Here is a 15,143-nt window from a genome sequence, read left to right on the forward strand (position 1 = left end):
ATAAAACCATCAAATAATTCTTTGTTGGGATATCGCCAAGCGGTAAGGCACCAGGTTTTGATCCTGGCATTCCCAGGTTCAAATCCTGGTATCCCAGCCAACTTCTTCTACCAAGGAAAGTTGGATAAAAGAATAACTCTTGCTTAGAGTTTAAACTGGCAAATTAGTGATGCGGGAGTGGCGGAATTGGTAGACGCGCTGGATTTAGGTTCCAGTAACTTAGGTTGTGAGAGTTCAAGTCTCTCCTTCCGCACCATGTTCTTATAAGAACTAAAATTATAAATAATTCTTTGTTGGGATATCGCCAAGCGGTAAGGCACCAGGTTTTGATCCTGGCATTCCCAGGTTCAAATCCTGGTATCCCAGCCAACTTCTTCTACCAAGGAAAGTTGGATAAAAGAATAGCTCTGCTTAGAGTTTAAATTAGCAAATTAGTGATGCGGGAGTGGCGGAATTGGTAGACGCGCTGGATTTAGGTTCCAGTAACTTAGGTTGTGAGAGTTCAAGTCTCTCCTTCCGCACCATGTTCTTATTAAGAACTAAAACTAATTCAAATTTACAGTTGGGATATCGCCAAGCGGTAAGGCACCAGGTTTTGATCCTGGCATTCCCAGGTTCAAATCCTGGTATCCCAGCCAATTTGACTCCCTTTTCTAAAACTCTCCAATACTTACTAAATTCAACTTACTTTTTCTGCATTTAAATAAACACTTATAAATTCATCTATTGTTATCGGTTTACTATATAAATACCCTTGCAAATAATCACAGTTCATACCTAATAGCGCTTGCTCTACCTCTTTTGTTTCTATTCCTTCAGCTACTACATCACAATTTAATCGACTCGCTAAAAATAATGTAGACTCAACAATGGCATAATCTGGTGGGTTAATGAGCATATCTTTGATAAACGACTGATCTATTTTTATTTGATTGATTGGCAGCTCTCTTAATAACGACAATGATGAAAAGCCAGTACCAAAATCATCAACACTAAATTTAAACCCGCGCATACTCAACTGCTGCATCATTTTTCTTGCAGCCGGAATATTTGTCATCATTGCACCTTCAGTAATTTCAAATATTAGTGAGTCACTTAAAGTAGGATCGGTTGTAAGTAGGTTAATTATAAAATCGTAAAACTCACTACTCTCAATATCTTTAGTCGATAAATTGACATGTATAGTACCGATGAAGCCAAATAGTTTGAGTTTTCTAATATGGTTAACCGCTTCTTGTACAACCCATTTCGATAAAGGAAAAATAAGCCCTGTACGCTCAGCTACGGTTATAAACTTTTCAGGACTAATAAAGCTACCATCATCTTGCGGCCATCGGATAAGCGCTTCTAGGCCATGTAATTGTAAATCTTTAGAGTCCATTATGGGTTGTAAATAAAGTTCAAACTCACCTTTATGTAATGCCACTTTAATTTTGGCTGATAAATCAAAAAAGTCCTCCGCTCTTTTACCTATTGCAGATGAGTAATTTACTAAAGGTTGAAATGTTTTTTTAGCTTCATGCAGTGCCAAGTCGGCTTTTTTCAATAACTGATCGGGTAATCGGCTATCATGAGGAAAACGACTTACGCCTATACTTAATTGTATTTTAACTATTTGCTCATTCGTACAAAATGGAGTTTTAACAGCTGAATTTATAATGTTTACACAGTAATCCATACTTTCATCCGCATCGGTATGCAGTAAAAATGCAAACTCATCACCTCCTATTCGATATAATTTAGCAATTCCGCACAAGTCTTTGCTTAGTTTATTGGCGAACGCTGCTAATAGTTGATCGCCACATTGATGACCAAACGCATCATTAATTTGTTTAAAATTATTTAAGTCGATATAGAACAATGCAAATGAAGAAGGGTATTCCACTTGTTTACTTAAGGATTTAAAAAAGTTATTGCGGTTGGGTAAGGTTGTTAAGTTATCGTGCTCAGTTTGATATTTTTGATACTGCGTTGCTTGCTCTATTTTAACAATACTTTTTAAACTCAGTTTGACAACTAAGAAAACAAATCCTGCACCACCAAATAATATTGTGGCAACTGCATTTCTTATTATTGGTGCAGTATCGTAATTTGAAAAGTAATAAAGTATCCACCAATACCCTAAAATAAAACAGACAATAGCGCATAACAGTACACTCCACGCTCTTTGCGATGTTCTTTTGCAAACTTTAAAGGTTGTTTTTAGGCTAGCGACAAGTAGCAGCACACCTAACATAATCATTACTGTAAAAAAATTATCCACACACAGGCTCTTTAAAGTTATTTAATTGCAATTTAGTGAAGTGACACCGTTAAATTAACACCGTGTTCGATATAGCGAATCACTACCTGCCCATCTAAAAAACAGACATAAAAAAAGGCTCATAAATGAGCCTTTTTAATACCTACTTTAAATTTAGCCTAAATCACCGCTAATTGCGTATTTTAAAACCCAGTTTTTTATTGGCCCCGTATTATTCGCCACTTTTAAAAACTGGCTACGTGCCCATTTAAGTGGTGTAATTTGATTAGAAAACCCAAAGTAACAAGCATCCATCATGCTCATCATTAACAAATTGGCTTTACGGCGAGATCGCTCATATTCTTTAAGCTTTAGCGGGCAACCAACATCATCTGCATCATTTAAAATGTCAGCAAGTGCCACAACATCCTGAAAACCCAAATTAACGCCCTGCCCTGCAAGGGGGTTAATTGTATGTGCAGCGTCGCCCACTAAAACCAAGCGCCCTTGCGAATAGCTATTAGCATGCTGACGAGTAAGCGGAAATATCGCATGGGTCTGTACTTCAAAGTCTCCAGCAAGCTCTGGAAACTTATTAAGTATGTGCGTTTTTAACTGCTCTGGGTTTAACCCTCTAAATGCTTGCAGTGTATTTGCATCGTCGTACCAAATTAAATTAGCGTACGGTGCCTGCATTGGTAAAAATGCCAATGGCCCGGTTGGTGTAAACTGTTGCCATGTTTTAATTTGTTGCGGAGCATCGAGTTTAATTAATACCCCCATGCAATGCTGTTGGTACTGCCAACCTGTAATACCAATATTCGCCTTATCGCGCAATTGCGATTGCCCGCCATCGGCTGCAATCACTAAATCGGCTGTATAGGTTTGCATTCCATATACAAGCGTAATTAAATCATCCGTTTGCTCTATTTTAGTAACCGGTAATGATTGCTCAATAACCTCAATCTTATACCGCCCAAATTGCTGCCACAAACTTGCTTGAATTAAACTATTTTCAATCAAATGGCCTAAATGGGTCGTGTTTATGTCAGCACAATCAAATAATAAATTGTCACCACCGCGCTCAAAAGCCTCTAATTGTTGATAAGGCGCTATACGGTTTTGCCTTAAAAGCGGCATTGCCCCTAATTCATCAAGTAAATTTTCTGAAAAACGATTAATGGCCGACACTCTAATATCCACCTTATCGCTACTAAGAATGTGTGATGGGTCTATAAGGTGTTTTTCAATTATGCGCACGCCAAAGCCTTGTTGAGCCAGCTTTATCGCCATAGCCGCGCCAACCATGCCTCCGCCCACTACTATCACATTATTTTTAGTCATGTTTTTCATCATTTTATTATTACTTGAGTCTGTTTTGATTGTATCAAAATTAATTTGTTTTATACCAGAGGATATCCCTAACAGCACATTAAACTCGCCCTGTATTGATTTGAGATCACAAACATGAAAACTATACTTGGATCTGGGCGGGTATCCAGCTAAAATACGCCTCCTTTAAGTGAGCATGCTTGCTCCTTAATCCTGTTTCTAGCACATTTTTGTGCCACTATCGAATTGAACACGAGGCAATATTTCAATGAGCAAAAAGCTGCATATTAAAACCTGGGGTTGTCAGATGAACGAATACGACTCTCAGAAAATGGCTGAACTTTTAGATGCCACCAACGGCTACCAGCTAACTGATGATGCAACAGATGCCGACGTAATCTTACTTAACACCTGTTCAATTCGTGAAAAAGCACAAGAAAAAGTATTTCACCAGTTAGGTCGTTGGAAGTTGTTAAAAGACGACAAGCCAGACTTAATAATTGGTGTAGGTGGTTGTGTTGCCTCACAAGAAGGTGACTCTATTCGCCAACGTGCACCATTTGTAGATGTTATTTTTGGCCCGCAAACGCTGCACCGTTTACCAGAAATGATTAAACAAGTACAAGGCGATAAAGGCTCATCGGTTGTTGATATTTCATTCCCAGAGATTGAAAAGTTTGACCGCCTGCCAGAGCCAAAAGCGGATGGCCCATCTGCGTTTGTATCAATTATGGAAGGCTGTTCTAAATACTGTACTTTTTGTGTTGTACCGTATACTCGCGGCGAAGAAGTTAGCCGCCCGGTAGATGACGTACTACTTGAAATTGCACAACTTGCAGAGCAAAACGTTCGTGAAGTAAACCTACTTGGCCAAAACGTAAATGCATACCGCGGTGACACGCACGATGGCGAAATTTGTTACTTCTCAGATTTAATTCGTCTTATTGCTGCTATTGATGGTATTGACCGTATTCGTTACACCACATCGCACCCAGTAGAATTCACACCAGATATCATTGACGTTTACGCCGATGTACCAGAGCTTGTAGATCACTTACATCTACCAGTGCAAAGTGGTTCAGATCGTATATTAAACCTAATGAAACGTGGCCATACGGCAATTGAATACAAATCGACTATTCGTAAGTTACGTAAAATTCGTCCTAACTTAAGCATGTCGTCAGATTTCATTATTGGTTTCCCAGGCGAAAGCCAAGAAGACTTTGAAGCAACCATGAAGCTTATTAGCGACATTGGTTTTGATATGAGCTTTAGCTTTATTTACAGCGCGCGCCCAGGTACGCCAGCGGCAGATTTGCCAGATGACGTAACAGAGCAAGAGAAAAAAGAACGCTTATACTTACTACAAAACCGTATTACACAAATGGCGCAGCAAATTAGCCGCCAAATGTTCGATACCGAGCAACGTATACTTGTTGAAGGTCCTTCTAAAAAGAACCCAATGGAATTACGTGGCCGTACCGAAAATAACCGTGTAGTAAATTTTGTTGGCCCGCACACAGTGATCGGACAGTTTGTTGACGTACGTATTACCGAAGCACTACCTAATTCTTTACGTGGTGACTTAATTCGTACAGAATCAGAAATGAACTTACGACGTGAAATCGCTCCTTCAGCTATTTTAACAAAAGCTGCAGCTGCAGAGCCAAAACCAGACACTGTTAACGAAATTGGCGTAGCTACTTTCGTTCCTTAGTCACACTATTAGCGCCAGTTAACACTGGCGCAGTACTATAGGAAGCAATTTTGAGTAATCAGTTAAAAACGTTAGAGATTTATTTAGAACCTGCCGATAACAAACGCCTTTCTTCTTTATGTGGCCCGTTTGACGAAAACATCAAACAAATTGAACGCCATCTGGCTGTTGAAATAATTCACCGTGACAACTTTTTTAAAGTAACCGGCAAATTACACAACTGCGCCGGCGCTGTAGAAATCTTAAAAAACCTTTATGTTGATACTCAGCCAGTGCGTGGTGTGTTAGGCGAAATAGAACCCGACGCCGTTCATTTAGCTATTACCGAATCAAAAGCCCTAGAGCAAGACGCATCAAGCAGCGCTTATGGCAAAGATATGGTGATTAAAACACGCCGTGGTGTAATTAAACCACGTAACGATAACCAAGGTGTTTATGTGGCTAATATTTTACACCACGACATTACCTTTGGTATTGGCCCTGCTGGTACTGGTAAAACCTACCTTGCCGTTGCTGCCGCCGTTGACGCCCTTGAGCGCCAAGAAATACGCCGTATATTATTAACGCGTCCTGCTGTAGAAGCGGGCGAAAAGCTTGGCTTTTTACCCGGCGATTTAAGTCAAAAAATAGACCCGTACCTGCGCCCTCTTTACGACGCGCTTTTTGAAATGCTAGGTTTTGAAAAAGTAGAAAAGCTCATCGAAAAAAACATTATTGAAGTCGCCCCGCTTGCTTACATGCGCGGACGTACTTTAAACGATGCCTTTATTATTTTAGATGAAAGCCAAAATACCACCGCCGAGCAAATGAAAATGTTTTTAACTCGTATAGGGTTTAACTCAAAAGCGGTTATTACAGGCGATATTACACAGGTTGATTTACCACGTGGTACACGCTCAGGCCTTCGCCATGCAATGGAAGTACTTGATGGTGTAAACGAAATTAGCTTTAACTACTTTAAAGCCCAAGACGTAGTACGCCACCCTGTTGTAGCACGCATTGTTGAAGCCTACGAGCGTAACGACGAAAGCGAGCGACTAAAGCGCATTGAAAAGCAAAATGCAAAAGACGCACTTGCTGCTCTTCAACAGCCTACTACTAAAGAGTAATACTTTGACAACCGAACTTGATTTACAAATAGCGTGTGAGTTTGACAACCTCCCAAGCGAAGAGCAATTTGCACTGTGGGCCGACAAAGCCCTTAGCCAATATCGTGATGAGTCAGAGCTCAGTATTGTTATTAGCGACGAAGCGCAATCGCAACAGCTTAATAACGACTATCGTGGTAAAAATAAACCGACCAACGTACTGTCGTTCGAATTTGAAGCACCACCAGGAATAGATATTCCCTTGGTTGGTGATTTAATTATTTGCCCAGCCATTGTATTAGCTGAAGCAATTGAGCAAGAGAAGTCATTTCATGACCACTTTGCCCACATGGTTATTCACGGATGCTTGCATTTGCTTGGATTTGACCATATAAAGAGTGACGATGCTTTAGAGATGGAAAGCATAGAAAAGCAATTACTTGCAGAGCTGAACATAGCAGACCCATACCGGGACGATATTTAAATTAACGGAGCAATTAGACGCAATGAGCGACGGTAACTCGCAATCTAGCCAGGGTTCTTCTGGCAAAACGTGGTTGGGCAGAATAGCTCAAATGTTGCAAGGGGAACCCCAGAATAGAGAAGAGCTGGTCGAAGTTATTGCCGATGCGCAAGAACGAGACGTAATCGATCCAGAAACAAAAGAGATGATAGAAGGTGTGCTTGGCGTGTCTGAGCTTAAAGTGCGAGACATAATGGTTCCGCGCTCACAAATGATCACTCTTGAGATCGACAAGCCGCTTGAAGAGCTAATTCCAATGATGGTTGACTCAACTCACTCACGCTTTCCGGTGGTGATTGAAGATAAAGATCATGTAGAAGGTTTTTTGCTCGCTAAAGATTTATTGCCACTGATCTTAAATAAAGACGAGCACTTACCATCAATACGCGATTATTTACGCCCAGCAATGGTAGTACCTGAAAGCAAACGTGTTGATACACTGCTAAACGAATTTCGTCAGCAACGCTACCATATGGCTGTTGTTATTGACGAATACGGCGGCGTATCGGGCTTAGTAACGATTGAAGATATTCTTGAAATAATTGTTGGCGAAATCGAAGATGAGCACGACGAAGAAGAAGAACATCAAGATATTCGTCGACTTGCTAAACATGTTCACGTAGTGCAAGCACTCACACCTGTAGATGACTTTAACGAGCATTTTAAAACAGGTTACAGCACAGACGAAGCCGATACTATTGGTGGAACTGTACTGCACGCATTTGGCCATATGCCAAGCCGTGGTGAAACGATTGACATAGAAGGTTACCAATTTAAAGTAACCAACGCCGACAATCGTCGTATTTTGCAACTGCAAGTCACCGTTCCTAAGGATGATGATAACGACAGTGAAGAAACTGCTAACTAGACTTACCCTATTAGCAAAAGATAAAAAAGCATGGCTCGCACTGGTTGCGGGCCTTGTTTTAACTTTTGGCTATGCCCCCTTTGAAATTTGGCCCATTGTATTTATTAGCCTTGGTGCCATAATTTTTTGCATTAACCCTAATAATACCGGTAAAGCACACGCAAAAACTGCTGCTAAATATGGCTTTATATTTGGTCTAGGTTGGTTTGGTGCAGGTATAAGCTGGGTGCATGTTTCTATTGCCACCTTTGGCGGAATGCCGCTTATAGCGTCACTCTCGTTAATGGCATTTTTGTGTTCCTACTTAGCGTTATTTCCCGCACTTGCTTTTTGGGCAACCACACGCTTTGCCACTGGCCCTAAAAGCTTTGGCGCATTACTAATTGCCTGCTTTGCAATTAGTGAGTATTTACGCGGAACAGTACTTACGGGTTTCCCGTGGTTAAGTTTTGGCTACACACAAACCGATGGCCCACTCAGGCTGCTTGCCCCATATATTGGCGAGTTTGGCTTAACACTAACGTGTGTGGCTATTGGCTTTGCACTATATAGACTTACCCAAAAAGATTTTAAAACACCTGCTGTTACGGCCACTGCTGTTGCGCTTATTTTTACAGCCGCAAGTACCACTGGCAGTATTCACTACTCAGATAAAAACATGTCGGTATTACTCGTGCAAGGCAACATACAACAACACTTGCGTTTTGAGCCAAGTGAGTTTTGGACCACCATGAGTAAATACCAAGACATGACGCGCCCTCATTGGGATGCCGACTTAATAGTATGGCCCGAAGCCGCAGTGCCCGAAATAGAAATGCTTGCAGATTCCTACCTAGCCAACTTAGACAGTGCAGCATCATTTAATAAAACTGCCCTTGTAACCGGTATTGTTGACTACCAACGCGACACTAAAAACATATTCAATACACTTATTGTGGTCGGTAATAAAGAACGCGACGACGAGCATGGGCATTACCATTACCTAGATAAAAACCGCTATCAAAAACACCAGCTATTACCGATTGGCGAGTTTGTACCGTTTCAAGATTTACTGCGCCCTATTGCCCCGTTATTCGATTTACCTATGTCGTCGTTTACGCGTGGCGACAAAGTGCAAAACAACTTGCGCGCCAATGGCTTTAATTTACTTCCCGCTATTTGCTACGAAATTGTTTTTGCCGACTTAGTACGCGGTAATTATAAAAGCGACTCCGACCTACTCTTTACTGTAAGTAACGATGCCTGGTTTGGCGACTCTATTGGGCCTTTGCAGCATATGCAAATAGCCCGTATGCGCGCGCTCGAACTACAGCGCCCTCTAGTGCGTGTTACCAACAATGGAGTAAGCGCCGTATACGACCCTATAAGCCACACACAGCAAACAATGCCTCAGTTTGAAGCTACTACATTAAAAGCCGATATTAAGCTTATAAAAGGCGACAGCGTGTACAGCCAGTATGGAAACATGTTTGTGTGGGGGTTTGTATTGTTACTGAGTCTTGGTGGATTTGGAGTTAGGTTTAGAAAATAAAATAGGGTTGATAGCTGTCGGTGGACAGCTATTTAAAAAAGATGTTTATTGTTGGGTTTCGCTTCGTTCTACCCAACCTACGCAAATTTACTTTTTAATGCAGCCTATGCTTAGAATATAACGAGTGCCTTGCTCTATTTTTAATACTTGGTGCTGCTCAATGTCGGGTCTAAAAAGTTTAATCCGACTATAATTTATAATTGGGTTTCCACAAATAAACTCACCACCCTTAGCTGCATGCTTTAGCACAATATTGAGCCTAAAGTGTCTGCCAGTCTTAACTGTATCGGTATGCGGTTTTATTTCACTCCCTTGTGGGAATTTAATTAAGTAAGCATCAAATTTTAAAGGGAATAGCATACGGCACAATAACATTTTATCGTAGCCCGACACTTGTCGCCCTCGCTGCCAACTAAATAATTCTCTCGCCATAACTACACTTTCATTTGTTCCGAAAATTTTTTTTAAAGTTTTAAAACCACTTAAACTTTAATTCTGCAGAGTGTACTCTGCTCGCTTGCGGTCTGAGTAGATTGCAGTGAATATCAATATAGCTACTCTTATTTGGTTCTATAAATATGTCATCGCTTTTACCTAAACAATTACCAACAAATTTACCATTTTCATCAAATGTAGATGCTATAACACCACCTGCATATATGCTTTCACTGGTGATATTTTTTAACTCGGCAGTTATTCTTACTCGTCCATTCTCTTTAAAAATATCAGAAAGAGTAAGCTTATAATCACTATTAAAGCCATCTGTAGCCTCTAATGCTTTATTAGAAACCAGCTCTTTAAATCCACTATCCACTTCAGCGGCTATTGTTAGCGCATACACACTGATACCACCAAGGGATGCAAGTACAAATCCAACGCCCCAAAAAAAGCCCTTTATAGCTTCATTAAAATTATTACTCATTTAATTCCCTTTTGATTTTTTATAACTGAATTTCGTTAACGATATACCCAAAATCACTCCTTTGTACTAACCAAGTTTACAAATTAAATTTATCTTTGTAATAAGCTTTTAAAACCATAATACCAGCTAAGCGCAGAGACTGTGCCATGCGTTTCATCTTCAAAGTAACGTTGATTTATAATGAGATTATCGCTTGAGTGTACTTTTAACTTTTCAGCAAATGCTAAACCCCATCGGTAATTTGTTTTACCAATTTCGCCAAACGCTTTGCCATTATTTGCAAAGGTAAAATACACATTACCTTTAAGCAGCTTATTTATTAGTTGCTTCTCATCAAAATAACGATTGAGATAGTTATTATCCCAAAGATACGTGGCATCAATAATTAAGTAATCTGTAAATAGCGCATGGTTGGTAAGCAATACATAGCTGGCAAACAAGCCACCGAAAGACTCGCCAATTAAAACTCGTTTATTTGATGTGCGATATTTTTTATTAATGAGTGGAATGAGTTCCTTTTCAAAAAAGGCGCTGTAATTTGCGGCGTTGCCAATATTTTCAAACTTTTCGAGTAGCTGACCGTTAAATGTCCAATCTACATTTGTAGGGGTAAAGTCGCGCTCTCTTATCGTATTTTTACTGTTAGGAATAGCAACAATAATAGCTTCTTGTATTTGCTGCTCTAGCCGCTCTGTACTGAGCGCTTCCACCAGTCCAGCAACTGCTTTTAAATGGGTTGGGTCACCATCAAGCAAGTAAATCACAGGATATACTTGATTCGGGTTTTCACTGTAGCTTAGCGGTAAATAAACACTATAATTACGCTGTTCATTTAAAATAGTAGATTTTAGCTGATAGGTTTTGGCTAAAATAATAGACTCTGAGGCATTTACATTTACTGTAAAAAATAAATATAAAAATATTATTGATAAGACTTTCATACATATCCTTGTATTAATAACAAACCAAGAAGAAACGTCTGGCTTTCTTTGAACAAGCAAAACACCGCTTTTATTGCTAGGCTATTCCTTAGTTCGTAACGCTAACTTTTTATATATCGCATCCTTATCGCGCTTACCAATTGCAAGTACATAGACCACAATTTCGTCTTCAATAACTTCGTAAGCTAGGCGATACCCTGCCGTGCGCAATTTTATTTTGTACACATTATCAAAGCCTCGCAACTTGGATGCAGGCACATGTGGGTTGTCTAAGCGTTCAATGAGCTTCTTTTTAAACTGACTTTTAAGTGGGGCCGCTAGCTTCCCCCATTCCTTTAACGCCGCAGGCAAAAACTTTAACTTATAAGTCACCTATACTAACTTCAACCGCTTGAGATAAATCGCCTCTGCGGCTCTCAACAACTTTAGTTAGTTCATAATCATCCAGTTGTTCCATAATTAGCTCATACATTGCTGCAGGTACTAAGTAAGCAGCAGGCTTGTTATGATTTAATATGGCTATTGCAGCGCCATCCGCTTCATTTAAAAGCGCTGTTGGATTTTTTTTAAGTTCTGAAATACTTGCCGAACAATCAGCTAAAACTTGTCTCATAAAACACCTAAAAAGAACTAAATTAAGCCCTAATTTTAGACCTTTTTTTATTTATAGCCATTCTTTTTTATAATCTTGTTAGTTTTTATTACTCTTTCACTGCATCTACAACGGTTTCAACATTCACAGGTTGATTCAGGTTACCTTTAATAACCACAGTCGCTGATATTTTATCTTGAATGGCTTGTCTGTTTGGATCCCAGTATATCTGCAGGAACCCTAATAGCCCGGTTGCAAAGCCTGCACCGTAGCCGCCGTAGCGACCAAAGCAATCTAATAAACCTAATGGCTCACCGCTCAGTGCGACTACGCGGATATTACATACTTTTTTACCTGGTGTTTGGCCGCGCCAAAGTAACGAGAACAACGTAAAGTAAACAGCAGCCCAGCCAAACCCTAAGCCTAAGTCTTGAATAATGCCTTTGCTCCACTGCAAAATACTGTTTGTAGTTGTTTGTGCTGGTTTTTCTTCTATTAACTGTGCAGGCTTTATTTCGTTATTTTCACTGAGCACTAATAGCTGTAAAAATACGGTAGCAAGTTGTGGGTTTTGTAGGTCATCCATTTCTGCTAATTTGGGAACTTCCCAAATTAAATTATCAAGCGCATTTTGTTGGCAAGGTTGATCACAGCTTTCATCGGCTGTTTGCGCTAAATAAGTATTTACCCGTTGCTTTTCTGTGGCGGTAAGCTGAATTTCATCTTGTATTTTTACGCCCTGAACAGCTAGACCTTGATCAGCGTTATCGTCTTCTAAGTAATCTATGCCAATTGAAAGCACAGTAAGTGCGCTTACAAATAAAAAACTTGCTGCAAAAATTTTTAGGGTTCTTCGCCAAAACGACGACATTTTAGGTAAGTACTGTTGCGCAGTACCTTTATAAAAAGCCATTGCAGCGACAAATGCTATTAAAGCCGCGCTGAGTTTGGCTGCTAAAAATATAAGTGCAACATCAATTATAATCGCTAATGCACGCCTACTTGGTGTAGCTAAAGGCAAGCCCAGTAAAGCACTGTCAATTTTAAAGGCGTAGGGTGTAATAACTTCTCGGGTTTCAGAATTTGATAATTCTAATTGTTCTATCTCTTTGGCTTTCATTTTTTTTCTTGTTATTAAAATAGGTAACCCGGTTAACTTACGCGTTTTTTATTTTTTGCTCAAGGTAAAGCTAATAGAATCAGTGCACAAAAAAGGGCTGCATAAAATGCAGCCCTTTATGTTTTTACTCAATGTTAATTACTTACTAGTAATTATACCGTTGGATAATCGGTATAGCCTTGTTCTGCACCACCAAACAACGTGTCGGGGTTGTGGCTGTTAAGAGGCTTACCTTGCTTTAAGCGTGCTGGTAAGTCTGGGTTTGATACAAACGGGCGACCAAAGCCAATCATGTCGGCCCAGCCTTCGCTAAGTGCTTTGTCTGCGCGCTCTTTTGTGTACTTGCCTGCGTAAATTAATACACCGCTGTAGCCTTTGCGAATAGCGTGTTTAAACTCAACACTCATTAAAGGTGCGTCATCCCAATCGGCTTCGGCTATATGCATGTAACCTACACCGGCTTTATTTAATGCCTCAGAAACCGCTAAATAAGTTTCCTCAGGGTTTTCGTCTACTGTGCCATTAAGAGTTGTTAATGGGGCTAGTCTTACGCCTACTTTGCTGCTACCAATTTCGTCGCTAACAGCATTTACGACTTCAATTAAAAAGCGTATACGGTTTTGCACGCCGCCACCATATTCATCGGTGCGAGCATTTGATTCTGAGTCTAAAAATTGGTTAATGAGGTAACCATTTGCAGCATGAAGCTCTATGCCATCAAATCCTGCATTAACAGCATTTTTAGCAGCTTGACGAAATTCGCCTATGACATGCGTAATATCTTGTTTGCTCATTTCGCGTGGTAGTTGGGTGTCTACAAAACCCGGCGCGCCGTTTGTATCTACAAATACTTTTACGTCTTTTGCAGCAATGGCCGAGGCTGAAATAGGCTGCACGCCACCGGTGTTGTCACTATGAGTTACACGGCCAACATGCCAAAGCTGAGCAAAAATCACGCCACCAGCGCTATGTACTGCGCTTGTTACTTTACTCCAACCTACAACTTGCTCATTTGAATAAATACCCGGAGTCCAAGCGTAGCCTTTGCCAAGTTCACTAATTTGTGTGCCTTCGCTTACAATTAGCCCGGCACTTGCGCGCTGTGCGTAATATGTTGCCATTAAGTCGTTAGCTATATCGCCAGGCTGTGATGAACGCGAGCGAGTCATTGGGGGCATAACAATACGGTTTTTTAATGTTTTACCTGCAAGTTCTATTGGTTCAAAAAGTAATGTCATAATGCCTCCTAAGTTTGATTGCGCTCATAATAACGTAACCAAGCACCTGCAAAAATAACAAAAACTGCAAAATAGTTTTGTTGTATCTGCAATAAAGCCACAAAGTAAAACACATTAACTTTAGGTGAACTAAATGCATTTTATTAACTCATAACAACACTATTACGTTGAGGAATAAGTGTGAATAAAAGGAATGCATGGCCGTGGGTTATCTCGTTTTGTATACACGCTATTGTGTTGTACTTTTTGTTTTCGCAATCCATTAAAGTTGCGCCGCCAAAGGAGGAGAAAAACGCTATAATACAGGCCTATGTTACGGTTAATTTAGCAAGCCTACCTAAGCCAAGCTCAGTTGTTACAACAACTAATGCGCCTGATATAAAACCTGTAAATACTAAAACTGATGCACCAAATGCGGTGACCTCTAACACTACACCTATAAAAAAAGATTCTACAAAAGCCAAAGTAAAGGTGACTAAAAAAAAAGATTCTACAAAAGCCAAAGTAAAGGAGACTAAAAAAACGCAAGCCAAAACCACCTCGTTACCAAAGGCACAAACAGAGCTTAAAAAAGAGCCTGTAAAACCTGTTGAACCCCAGTTAGCCGCGCCTTCAGAGCCTACAACAAAAGTTTCTCAAACATTTAAAAAGCTAAATCCATACGCGCCGCTATTTGGCTCTCCTGTAAATAATATGTCTAATAAAAAAATGGTCTCCTTTGATGAAGATAAAAGCTCTGAAAATGATGAGATAAACAATAAGCCCACTATTAAAACACCAGTAAAGTCTGATAAATCAGAAGTTATTAGCCAAAATACAACAGGCACACGACGATTAGAAAAATTTAATGGTAAATGCTATTTAATTGATACTTCAACTGTATTTGGTAGTAATGGCATGCCTCAAAGTAGCGGTAAACCCTGCCCTGAGGATAAAACTGATAAAGAAATTATGTTTGAAAAAATCATGAAAAAATGGAGTCGTAAAAATAATTAGCTTTAAATAAGTGAGCAAATAATATGTTTATCC

Annotated in this window: 15 protein-coding genes and 5 tRNA genes; 11 read left to right on the plus strand and 9 right to left on the minus strand. The window is 40.0% G+C overall.

The genetic code is table 11. The annotated features are described in order from the left end of the window. Positions 1 to 25 precede the first annotated feature (25 nt). The 5 genes from PX700_RS18260 (at position 26) to PX700_RS18280 (ending at position 638) form a co-directional block, all read left to right on the plus strand. Positions 26 to 100: transfer RNA gene (locus PX700_RS18260), tRNA-Gln, on the plus strand. 71 nt (positions 101 to 171) lie between these two features. Further along, positions 172 to 256, plus strand: a tRNA-Leu gene (locus PX700_RS18265). 38 nt (positions 257 to 294) lie between these two features. Continuing rightward, positions 295 to 369, plus strand: a tRNA-Gln gene (locus PX700_RS18270). A gap of 70 nt (positions 370 to 439) precedes the next feature. Next, positions 440 to 524: transfer RNA gene (locus PX700_RS18275), tRNA-Leu, on the plus strand. A 39-nt stretch (positions 525 to 563) separates the two neighbouring features. Then, a tRNA-Gln gene (locus tag PX700_RS18280) sits at positions 564 to 638 on the plus strand. 41 nt (positions 639 to 679) lie between these two features. On the opposite strand, the gene PX700_RS18285 is transcribed toward PX700_RS18280, so the two are convergent. Both PX700_RS18285 and PX700_RS18290 read right to left on the minus strand, forming a co-directional pair. Continuing rightward, positions 680 to 2,263: a putative bifunctional diguanylate cyclase/phosphodiesterase gene (locus tag PX700_RS18285; RefSeq protein ID WP_479521509.1), complete on the minus strand. Its 1,584-nt coding sequence runs from the start codon at positions 2,261 to 2,263 to the stop codon at positions 680 to 682. Positions 2,264 to 2,416: 153 nt separating this feature from the next. Next, positions 2,417 to 3,673 carry an FAD-dependent monooxygenase gene (locus tag PX700_RS18290; protein ID WP_479521510.1) on the minus strand — a complete coding sequence of 419 codons (1,257 nt, stop codon included), beginning with the start codon at positions 3,671 to 3,673 and terminating at the stop codon, positions 2,417 to 2,419. A gap of 169 nt (positions 3,674 to 3,842) precedes the next feature. Between PX700_RS18290 and miaB the strand changes: the two genes are divergently transcribed. Genes miaB through lnt form a run of 5 tightly spaced genes read left to right on the plus strand, consistent with a single transcriptional unit; the run spans position 3,843 to position 9,301 of the window. Beyond that, the gene (miaB, locus tag PX700_RS18295) at positions 3,843 to 5,291 is read left to right on the plus strand and encodes a tRNA (N6-isopentenyl adenosine(37)-C2)-methylthiotransferase MiaB (protein WP_415637650.1); all 1,449 of its coding nucleotides are present in this window, start codon (positions 3,843 to 3,845) and stop codon (positions 5,289 to 5,291) included. A gap of 50 nt (positions 5,292 to 5,341) precedes the next feature. Then, positions 5,342 to 6,400, plus strand: coding sequence for a PhoH family protein (locus PX700_RS18300; protein WP_165728903.1), 1,059 nt, complete (start codon positions 5,342 to 5,344; stop codon positions 6,398 to 6,400). A gap of 4 nt (positions 6,401 to 6,404) precedes the next feature. Beyond that, on the plus strand, positions 6,405 to 6,863 hold the full coding sequence (gene ybeY, locus PX700_RS18305) for an rRNA maturation RNase YbeY (RefSeq protein ID WP_002958542.1): 459 nt from the start codon (positions 6,405 to 6,407) through the stop codon (positions 6,861 to 6,863). A 22-nt stretch (positions 6,864 to 6,885) separates the two neighbouring features. Further along, complete coding sequence (gene corC, locus PX700_RS18310; RefSeq protein WP_165728904.1) at positions 6,886 to 7,770, plus strand: CNNM family magnesium/cobalt transport protein CorC; 885 nt, start codon at positions 6,886 to 6,888, stop codon at positions 7,768 to 7,770. Beyond that, positions 7,751 to 9,301: an apolipoprotein N-acyltransferase gene (gene lnt / locus PX700_RS18315; protein ID WP_479521511.1), complete on the plus strand. Its 1,551-nt coding sequence runs from the start codon at positions 7,751 to 7,753 to the stop codon at positions 9,299 to 9,301. Before corC ends, lnt begins: the two co-directional genes overlap by 20 nt. Positions 9,302 to 9,388: 87 nt before the next feature. Here lnt and PX700_RS18320 read toward each other — a convergent pair whose 3' ends face one another. From PX700_RS18320 to PX700_RS18350, 7 genes are all read right to left on the minus strand, one after another. Beyond that, complete coding sequence (locus PX700_RS18320; protein WP_415637652.1) at positions 9,389 to 9,733, minus strand: 2OG-Fe(II) oxygenase; 345 nt, start codon at positions 9,731 to 9,733, stop codon at positions 9,389 to 9,391. A 40-nt stretch (positions 9,734 to 9,773) separates the two neighbouring features. After that, a complete protein-coding gene (locus PX700_RS18325; RefSeq protein WP_415637653.1) occupies positions 9,774 to 10,223 on the minus strand; it encodes an ATPase in 450 nt (149 codons plus the stop codon). 89 nt (positions 10,224 to 10,312) lie between these two features. After that, positions 10,313 to 11,164, minus strand: coding sequence for an alpha/beta hydrolase (locus PX700_RS18330; protein WP_415637654.1), 852 nt, complete (start codon positions 11,162 to 11,164; stop codon positions 10,313 to 10,315). A gap of 81 nt (positions 11,165 to 11,245) precedes the next feature. Continuing rightward, positions 11,246 to 11,536 carry a type II toxin-antitoxin system RelE family toxin gene (locus tag PX700_RS18335; protein WP_415637655.1) on the minus strand — a complete coding sequence of 97 codons (291 nt, stop codon included), beginning with the start codon at positions 11,534 to 11,536 and terminating at the stop codon, positions 11,246 to 11,248. Further along, positions 11,526 to 11,777: a type II toxin-antitoxin system Phd/YefM family antitoxin gene (locus tag PX700_RS18340; RefSeq protein WP_415637656.1), complete on the minus strand. Its 252-nt coding sequence runs from the start codon at positions 11,775 to 11,777 to the stop codon at positions 11,526 to 11,528. Before PX700_RS18340 ends, PX700_RS18335 begins: the two co-directional genes overlap by 11 nt. 88 nt (positions 11,778 to 11,865) lie before the next feature. Beyond that, the gene (locus tag PX700_RS18345; RefSeq protein ID WP_479521512.1) at positions 11,866 to 12,876 is read right to left on the minus strand and encodes an RDD family protein; all 1,011 of its coding nucleotides are present in this window, start codon (positions 12,874 to 12,876) and stop codon (positions 11,866 to 11,868) included. 152 nt (positions 12,877 to 13,028) lie between these two features. After that, positions 13,029 to 14,114 (minus strand): alkene reductase, encoded by a 1,086-nt coding sequence (locus tag PX700_RS18350; RefSeq protein WP_479521513.1) that lies wholly within the window; start codon positions 14,112 to 14,114, stop codon positions 13,029 to 13,031. A 180-nt stretch (positions 14,115 to 14,294) separates the two neighbouring features. On the opposite strand from PX700_RS18350, the gene PX700_RS18355 reads away from it, so the two are divergent. Beyond that, positions 14,295 to 15,110: a hypothetical protein gene (locus PX700_RS18355; RefSeq protein ID WP_479521514.1), complete on the plus strand. Its 816-nt coding sequence runs from the start codon at positions 14,295 to 14,297 to the stop codon at positions 15,108 to 15,110. The last annotated feature ends 33 nt before the right edge of the window (positions 15,111 to 15,143 follow it).

This window comes from Pseudoalteromonas sp. TP27, from assembly GCF_056470645.1.

Bases quoted from the DNA above. Each gene is read 5' to 3' on its own strand.
- miaB (WP_415637650.1), top strand. From the start codon at position 3,843: ATGAGCAAAAAGCTGCATATTAAAACCTGGGGTTGTCAGATGAACGAA.
- corC (WP_165728904.1), top strand. From the start codon at position 6,886: ATGAGCGACGGTAACTCGCAATCTAGCCAGGGTTCTTCTGGCAAAACG.
- PX700_RS18320 (WP_415637652.1), bottom strand. From the start codon at position 9,733: ATGGCGAGAGAATTATTTAGTTGGCAGCGAGGGCGACAAGTGTCGGGC.
- PX700_RS18325 (WP_415637653.1), bottom strand. From the start codon at position 10,223: ATGAGTAATAATTTTAATGAAGCTATAAAGGGCTTTTTTTGGGGCGTT.
- PX700_RS18330 (WP_415637654.1), bottom strand. From the start codon at position 11,164: ATGAAAGTCTTATCAATAATATTTTTATATTTATTTTTTACAGTAAAT.
- PX700_RS18340 (WP_415637656.1), bottom strand. From the start codon at position 11,777: ATGAGACAAGTTTTAGCTGATTGTTCGGCAAGTATTTCAGAACTTAAA.
- PX700_RS18345 (WP_479521512.1), bottom strand. From the start codon at position 12,876: ATGAAAGCCAAAGAGATAGAACAATTAGAATTATCAAATTCTGAAACC.
- PX700_RS18350 (WP_479521513.1), bottom strand. From the start codon at position 14,114: ATGACATTACTTTTTGAACCAATAGAACTTGCAGGTAAAACATTAAAA.